This window comes from Staphylococcus sp. GDY8P72P (assembly GCF_016890655.1).
In the GTDB taxonomy this organism is placed as follows: domain Bacteria; phylum Bacillota; class Bacilli; order Staphylococcales; family Staphylococcaceae; genus Staphylococcus; species Staphylococcus arlettae.
Genome location: NZ_JAFEQJ010000019.1, coordinates 42,663 through 50,711, shown reverse-complemented (window position 1 = coordinate 50,711; position 8,049 = coordinate 42,663). Strand labels below are relative to the sequence as shown.

General features: G+C 34.5%; 8 protein-coding genes. 3 read left to right on the top strand and 5 right to left on the bottom strand.

From position 1 onward, the window contains the following. The first annotated feature begins 122 nt into the window (after window positions 1-122). From JVU85_RS08505 to JVU85_RS08495, 3 genes are all read left to right on the top strand, one after another. On the top strand, window positions 123-446 hold the full coding sequence (locus JVU85_RS08505; RefSeq protein WP_002510078.1) for a DMT family transporter: 324 nt from the start codon (window positions 123-125) through the stop codon (window positions 444-446). Beyond that, on the top strand, window positions 446-760 hold the full coding sequence (locus tag JVU85_RS08500) for a DMT family transporter (protein WP_112369355.1): 315 nt from the start codon (window positions 446-448) through the stop codon (window positions 758-760). Before JVU85_RS08505 ends, JVU85_RS08500 begins: the two co-directional genes overlap by 1 nt. 61 nt (window positions 761-821) lie before the next feature. Continuing rightward, window positions 822-1,778: a 2-hydroxyacid dehydrogenase family protein gene (locus tag JVU85_RS08495; RefSeq protein ID WP_112369356.1), complete on the top strand. Its 957-nt coding sequence runs from the start codon at window positions 822-824 to the stop codon at window positions 1,776-1,778. A 58-nt stretch (window positions 1,779-1,836) separates the two neighbouring features. On the opposite strand, the gene JVU85_RS08490 is transcribed toward JVU85_RS08495, so the two are convergent. The 5 genes from JVU85_RS08490 to fdhF all read right to left on the bottom strand — a co-directional run bounded on the left by JVU85_RS08490 (window position 1,837) and on the right by fdhF (window position 7,797). Further along, entirely contained in the window at window positions 1,837-2,961 is a 1,125-nt protein-coding gene (locus JVU85_RS08490; RefSeq protein ID WP_204171890.1) for an FAD-dependent monooxygenase, read from the bottom strand. Window positions 2,962-3,064: 103 nt separating this feature from the next. Then, entirely contained in the window at window positions 3,065-3,841 is a 777-nt protein-coding gene (locus JVU85_RS08485) for an N-acetylglucosaminidase (protein WP_204171891.1), read from the bottom strand. Window positions 3,842-3,868: 27 nt separating this feature from the next. Then, complete coding sequence (locus JVU85_RS08480) at window positions 3,869-4,087, bottom strand: hypothetical protein (RefSeq protein ID WP_021459691.1); 219 nt, start codon at window positions 4,085-4,087, stop codon at window positions 3,869-3,871. A 288-nt stretch (window positions 4,088-4,375) separates the two neighbouring features. Continuing rightward, window positions 4,376-4,843, bottom strand: coding sequence for a helical membrane plugin domain-containing protein (locus tag JVU85_RS08475; RefSeq protein WP_204171892.1), 468 nt, complete (start codon window positions 4,841-4,843; stop codon window positions 4,376-4,378). After that, window positions 4,843-7,797, bottom strand: a complete 2,955-nt coding sequence (fdhF, locus tag JVU85_RS08470; protein WP_107389127.1) for a formate dehydrogenase subunit alpha — start codon at window positions 7,795-7,797, stop codon at window positions 4,843-4,845. Before fdhF ends, JVU85_RS08475 begins: the two co-directional genes overlap by 1 nt. Between the last annotated feature and the right edge of the window lie 252 nt (window positions 7,798-8,049).

Sequence of the window (8,049 nt, the reverse complement as noted above, 5' to 3'; positions counted from 1 at the left end):
ATTTCTGTCCCACTCCCTTTGATTACTACAATATATGCATTTACTAACTGAATGGGCACTTTGCACTTCTATTTAAAATTTGAGAAAATGGAGTGGTTTATTACTAAAAGGGAGATGCAAACATGCAATGGTTAAAAGTTATCTTAGCAGGTATCATAGAAGTAATTTGGGTAACAGGACTTAATATTGCTGACTCAACTTTTGCTTGGATTATCGTCATATTATTCATTGGCTTAAGCTTTTATTTAGTAATCTCAGCTTGCAAAAGTTTGCCAGTTGGGACAGTATACGCCATTTTTGTTGGCCTAGGTACTGTTGGTACTGTACTTGTCGAAATGGTGTTATTTAATAATCCATTTAATTTCACAAAAATGGTGTTCATTATTATTTTAATCATAGGTATTATTGGGTTAAAACTTTCAACAGAAGAAGAAGGTGAAACATAATGGCATGGCTAATTTTATTAATAGCTGGTTGTTTAGAAATAATAGGTGTTATTTTATTAAATGAAATAACTAGAACTAAAAATAAATGGTTAGTCGTGTGTTTAGCAATAGCTTTTATTTGTAGTTTTAGTACTTTAAAACTGGCGATGAATGGCATTCCCATGGGCACTGCTTATGCTATATGGAGTGGTATTGGTACAGGTGGTGGCACTGTAGTTGGGATGTTGTTTTATAATGAGTCAAAAAATAAAAAACGCGTTTTCTATATCGGCATGATTATCGTTGCCGTAATTGGACTAAAAATGATTAGCTAAGCGTTTCCATTTGTTACTTATGCTATTCTTTAATATACTTATTTTAAAGGAAGTGATACATATGACAAAAGTATTTATCGCAGGAGCAATACCTGAAGCTGGGCTTAATTTACTTAAAGCTCAATTTGATGTTGAAATGTATGAAGGTGAAGGCCTTATTGATCAACAAACATTAAAAGAAGGTGTCAAAGATGCTGATGCACTCATCAGTTTATTATCTACAAATGTAGATAAAAGTATTATTGATGCTGGTAGTAAGTTACAAATTATCGCAAATTATGGAGCGGGCTTTAATAATGTCGATGTTGATTACGCACGTCAATTGAATATTGATGTTACTAACACTCCAAAAGCATCTACTAATTCAACTGCGGAATTAACCTTTGCTTTAGTATTAGCAACAGCACGTAGAATCGCAGAAGGTGATAGATTATGTCGCACTACAGGCTTCGATGGTTGGGCACCACTCTTCTTTAGAGGGCGTGAAGTATCAGGCAAGACTATAGGTATTATAGGCTTAGGTGAAATTGGTAGCGCAGTCGCACGAAGAGCTAAAGCATTCGATATGGATGTTCTATATACTGGTCCTAACCAAAAACCTGATAAAGAAAAAGAAATCGGTGCAAAATATGTTGACTTAGATACATTGTTAGCTAATGCTGATTTTGTAACAATCAATGCTGCGTATAGCCCACAATTACATCACATGATAGATACACCACAATTCAAACAAATGAAATCTACAAGTTATTTAATTAATGCTGCACGTGGCCCTATCGTAAATGAGCAAGCATTAGTCGATGCACTGAAAGCTAAAGACATTGAAGGCGCCGCACTAGATGTCTTTGAATTTGAACCTAAAATTAACGACGAACTTAAAACATTAGACAATGTCGTAATTACCCCTCATATCGGTAATGCCACATTTGAATCACGTGATATGATGTCGAAAATAGTCGCTAATGATACGATTCTTAAATTAACAGGTGAGCAACCACAATATATTGTAAATAAATAAAATATGAAAAGAGACTAGGACAAAATTGGTTCGTCCTAGTCTCTTTATATATGTCATATTATTTATCTTTTGTTTTATAAATGAACTTTGTTTGTCTTGCTAATAAACTATTAGGTATACGTTTGGCAATAGCATTTCTTACTTTGATAAATAAACGTTGCGTAGATTGTGCCACTTTTCCTATTTTACGTGACTTTTTAATGATTTTTTTCGTATGTTTCACACGTAATTTATCATATCTTTCCAATGCTTGATCAAAATCATAAGTTTCTAAACAGTTAGCCAAAACGATAGCATCTTCCATCGCTTGCCCTGCACCCTGTCCTAAATTTGGCGTAGTCGCATGTGCTGCATCACCTAACAATACTGTACGGTTGTACACAAAGGTTTTGAGAGGTTTCAAATCATAAATATTATGCAATAAGATTCCTGTCTCACTTTGTTTATCTAATACTTCCCTTACTTCATTAGGAAAATGATTAAAACGTGCTTGTAAATGTGGTTTACCATACGTTTGATATTCAGTGTTGTGGATTTTAGCATTAATGGCAATAAACCAATATACTTTATTATTCAATAATGGCACAATGCCAACTCTACCTTGTTTCGACCAATATTCTGTCGCAGTATTAGCATCTTTTAATTGCACATCATTGACTAAACCTCTGAACACTGTATAACCTTGGTAATTGACTTTAGTATTAGGTGCTACACTAGCTCTAACACTTGAGTGAAGCCCATCTGCACCGATACAAAGGTCAAATGTTTCTGCCTCGTGTTTTTCAAAATGAACTGTTACTTTATTAGCCTCATTTTCAATGCTAAGTACTTGATATCCTGTATAAATAGAAGACGATTGCACGTACGATTGAATTGTTTTTAATAAACTTTGACGTTCTAACGTTAAATTTATAGTATTTCGTTTCAATTTTATTTTTGATAAAGCTGTGCCAGAATTATCCGCTATTGCTAGTGTATCGATAATTTGTCCTGCATTTTTAATGCCTTTTGCTAAATCGTGGTTATGCAATTTATCTATGACATTACCGCCGATACCGATTCCTGCACCTACTTCACTAAGTTCCTGATTTTTTTCAAATACTTTTACTTCATGTCCATGTTCTTGTAATAATGCAGCCACGGTTAGACCACCGATTCCTGCACCTACTACTGCTATTTTCACTTTATTTGCACCTCATATCTAAAATTGTAAGCCTCTGATATCAACATGAAAAAGGGAATAACGCGACTGTATACGCACAACGTCATCCCTTATTCTATATATTTTATTTATAATAATGCTTACTAATATCGTCTTTCTTAATACCTAGTTTATCATAGTAACGTTTCATAATTCGAGCAATATTTTCATCCCATTCTATATCACTAGCATATTGATGTTTTCCTGGGTTTTCGGGATTCCAGCGCATTTGATACAATGATATTTGGTCTTTATCAAAATAATTACCACGTACAAACTTAGCGCCTCCTTCAATTGCTTTTTCAGGCGAGTCCCATTTTTGCTGTTTGGCAAAACTACTACCTGTCTGGACGGCCGCTTCATCGAATGCACCAATGCCAAAGAAATTATAGTAATGTTTACCATTATCTTTAATGCCCTTCGCTAAGTTCGACTTACCATTACCCGTTTCTACTAATGCATGACTTATTAAATAAATAACATTTACATCATGTTTTTCCTGTGCTTCTAGAAATGCTTTCCCTTTATCTTTAAAAACACCCTTATCACGTAATATCTGATTCACTTCTTTTTCTGATAAGTATACAGGTTCTGAAATGTCCATATGATTTAAATCATCATTGCTATTTTCAATTTTCATTGCTTCTGCTACTTCTGCTCTAGAAGCATCAACGAATTGTTGAATCTCTTCTTTCATATTCAATGTTCCTTCAGCTAACTGTCGATTAACAGCTTCATCAAATGTATATTTTTGTTTATTTTCAAATAACTCTGTTTCATTAATAATAAGTAAAATGGCAAATATCACTAAAATTATAGTCAATAAAATCATAGGCAATCGCTGCTTCACTTTTTCATTCATGCTCTAAAAACTCCTTGTAGCATTTAATTAGGTTAATACATAATAAGCAAGAATCACTGCTAAGACCACAATAGCAAATGATACATTAATAATTATTTTCATTGCCGTACGATCTCTAAACATTGAATTAAATATGACTAAGCTAATCGCTAATGAAACTGCAAACATAGTGATAGCCATAATAAAATTCATCATAACTAAGAATATAATCCCTAATACTAAAAAGATATTAGAACATATTGCCATTACTTTTATCATCTTCACATTAATATGCGACTCACTCCCAACTGAATCAGTTTAACTATATACTTCTAACTTTCAAAATTGTATCATATTTTCAGTTGAAAGCTATAGCACAATTCTTAACAACAAACGTTCATACCCAAGGTTTTATAATTGGCATACATTAACAATAACTAATCACTTATGTTAATAGACAGTTAAATTTCACTTTTAAAATTTAAGCAAACACAAAAAGAACCGGGACATAATTAGTGTCCCGGCTCCTATAAGTTGTATGATGGCTAAATAATATTAACCTCTCGACATACCTTTTAAGAGGTTCAACATATACGTCAAGCTACGATTCATTTCATCATCTTTTAAAATACCCATCAATCCTGTAATGGATGTTTTTTGATTTGGATTGGCTTGATTAGCTACACGCAGACCTTTATTGACTTTATTAAGTGTAGTGCTTAAATCTTCAACGTCTAAATCACCTAATAAAAATACTAGTGATGCCATATTTGAAATTAAGCCAGAATATTGGTCTTTATTTAGCTCAAGTGCAAATTTATTAGCAATGACGCCGCGACCTTTGACTGCACCTGATAGTGCATCTAGTAACTTGGCATCATCCAAAGTGCTAATTATATTAATCGCTTTTAAAATGCTTTCTTTATTTTCTGCAATTGCTGTAGTCACTTCATCTAAGCTTTCCTGTTTGATTTGTTCGTCTGTTTTTTGAATACGGTTAATTTTAGTAATTCTCTCAGCCATTATTTATCCACCTGATTTCCTGGAAAGACATAATCTTCACGTGCCCATTTATTTTCTACTTGGACACTATATTGTGGCTTACGATGTTTGTCGACACGGAAATTCGTTGGATTTAAAGGTGATTTACCTCTTCTCGTTTTCACTTCCATACGACAACTTGTACGTTTGTATGACGGCGTATCTGTATCTTTATCAACGTCACTATTAGTTAGTAAGTTAATTGCGCCATGATCACCGTGTTTCATCGCATTATTATTTAATGGAATATATATTTCTTTGCCTTTAACGCGATCTGTTACATGAACGACCAATTCCGCCTCTCCAGTGTCAGAGATTAATTTTACTTCGGCACCTTCATGTATACCTCTGTCCTCTGCAAGCTCTGGTGATACCTCAACAAATGCATTTGGCATTTTATATTCTAATCCAGGCACTTTATATGTCATATTGCCTTCATGGAAGTGTTCTAACAATCTACCATTATTCACATGCAAATCATAAACATCGTTTTGTTTAAAGAAGTTATCAAAAGTCAGTGGGAAGAATTTAGCCTTTTTATTGTCAAAGTTAAAGCCATTTAAATATAATGTCGGTTCATCAGTGCCATCTTCTGCAACTGGCCATTGCAAGCTATTATAACCTGCTAAACGCTCATAATTCACACCTGAATAAGATGGTGTTAATCTAGCGATTTCATCCATAATTTGACTTGGATGTGTATAATTCCACTCATAACCTAATGTTTGAGCTACAGCTTGGATAATTTGCCAATCTGGTTTTGATTCTCCTTTAGGTTCTAATGCTTGATATAAACGTTGGATTCGACGTTCAGTGTTAGTAAACGTACCTGTTTTTTCTAATGAAGGACTTGCAGGTAATATCACGTCTGCATAAGAAGCTGTGAAAGTGAAGAATTCATCTTGTACTACTAAGAATCCTACTTTTTCCAATGCCGCTTGTACAAAGTTAATATTAGAATCTACAATACCTGTATCTTCACCATAAAGATATAGTGAATCAATTTCTCCGTTATGGATACCTTCCATCATTTGGTGATTGTCTTTACCGGGTTCAGCTGGTAAAGCTTCGCCATATTCACGTTCAAATTTAGCACGAATATCATCATCTGCTACCTTTTGATAACCTGGGAATTGATCAGGCATACTTCCCATATCACTACAACCTTGAACATTGTTATGACCACGTAATGGATAAGCACCTGTACCAGGTCTTCTGTAGTTCCCAGTAGCTAGTAACAGATTGGAAATTGAAGTAGATGTGTCACTACCAATGTCTTGTTGTGTCACACCCATAGCCCAACAAATAGACACAGATTCAGCTGCTGCCATTTGATGCGCAAAATCAATTAAATCTTCTTTCGGAATACCAGTTGTTTCTTCAGCAAATTCCATAGTAAATAGTGCTAGTGAGTTATAATATTCCTCAAAATGCTCTACCCATTCATCAATAAATGCTTGGTCATGTAGATTGTGATCAATAATATATTTTGTTACTGCTGATATCCATACTAAATCTGTACCTGGTTTAGGTTGGTAGAAATTATCAGCACGTTCTGCCATTTCATGCTTTCTAATATCAAATACGTTAAGTGTATTATTATAAAGCTTATGACCGCGTTTAATTCTGGAAGCAATAACCGGATGTGCTTCGGCTGTATTTGTTCCGATAAGTACGACCATACTCGCTTGCTCTAAATCTTCTATAGAACCGGAATCTCCTCCGTGTCCTACAGTTCTAAATAAACCTTTTGTTGCAGGTGCTTGACAATAACGAGAACAGTTATCGACATTATTTGTTCCAATAACTTGTCTCGCTAATTTTTGCATTAAATAGGACTCTTCATTAGTCGCTTTAGATGAAGATATAAATGCTAGTCCATCTGCGCCTTTGTCAGCTTTAACTTTTGTAAAGTTATCAGCTACAACTTTTAACGCTTCATCCCATTCAACTTCTTCAAAAGCATCACCTTTACGAAGCAATGGTTTAGTTAAACGTTCTTCTGAATCGATATAATCCCAACCGAACTTACCTTTTACACAGCTCGAAATTTTGTTAGCAGGTGATTCTGGTTGTGGTTGGACTTTTATAACTTCTCTATCTTTTGTCCAAACATCGAACGAACATCCTACACCACAGTATGTACATACTGTTTTAGTTTTTTCGATACGCTCTTCTCGCATTGCCGCTTCAGAATCTGAAACTGCAAATAGCGGACCGTATCCTGGTTCTGCTTTTTTCGTCAAGTCAATCATTGCTGCTAATGAACCTGGTTCTAAGTCAGTCATATAGCCAGCATTACCTTCCATATCCACTTCCATCATGGCATTACATGGACATACAGTGGCACATTGACCACATCCAACACATGATGATTCATTAATTGAGACATCATTATCCCAAATAACACGCGGTTCTTGACGTTCCCAATCAATTGTTAAAGTTTCATTGACTTGCACGTCTTGACAAACTTCTACACAGCGCCCACATAATATACATTGATTTGGGTCATAGCGATAAAATGGTCCATAATCTTTTTCATATGGTTTGTCTTTATATTCATAGGTTTGATGTTCTAAGCCCCATTGATCCATTGTATTATGAATTTCACAATCACCATTATTGTAGTCACAAACTGTACAATATAATTGGTGTTTTTCTAATATACGGTCTAACGCTTCTTTTTGACTGTCTTGAACTTTATTATTTTGCGTATCGACAACCATAGGTCGATTTATAACTGTACTACATGCGCGTTCAATTTTACCGTCGATTTCAACTGTACATGTATCACAAGTTTGAATTGGACCTAACGATTCGTTATAACAAATCGATGGTACAAATGTTTCTTGACCCTTGATAAACTCAAGTAAATTAGTACCTGGTTCAGCAAGATAGTCCTTACCATCTAACGTCACGATTAAATGCTCCTGCATTAAATCACCCCTTCAATATTATTATTGCCCATTATTCTTTATATCTATGGTGATTCACTTGCTAGTCTTAGAAGCCCCACGCTTCCAAAAGTAGCATTGCTTTAATTGTAAATCTTACTGCTCAAAATGTTAAGGCTTTCTATTATATTCCTTAATTTATAATTTCAAAACACTAAAAAACGGAGTGTGATAGAAATCTAATTTTATTAAAAAGATTTCGTCGTAACACTCCGCCAAGGATAACTAGAACTG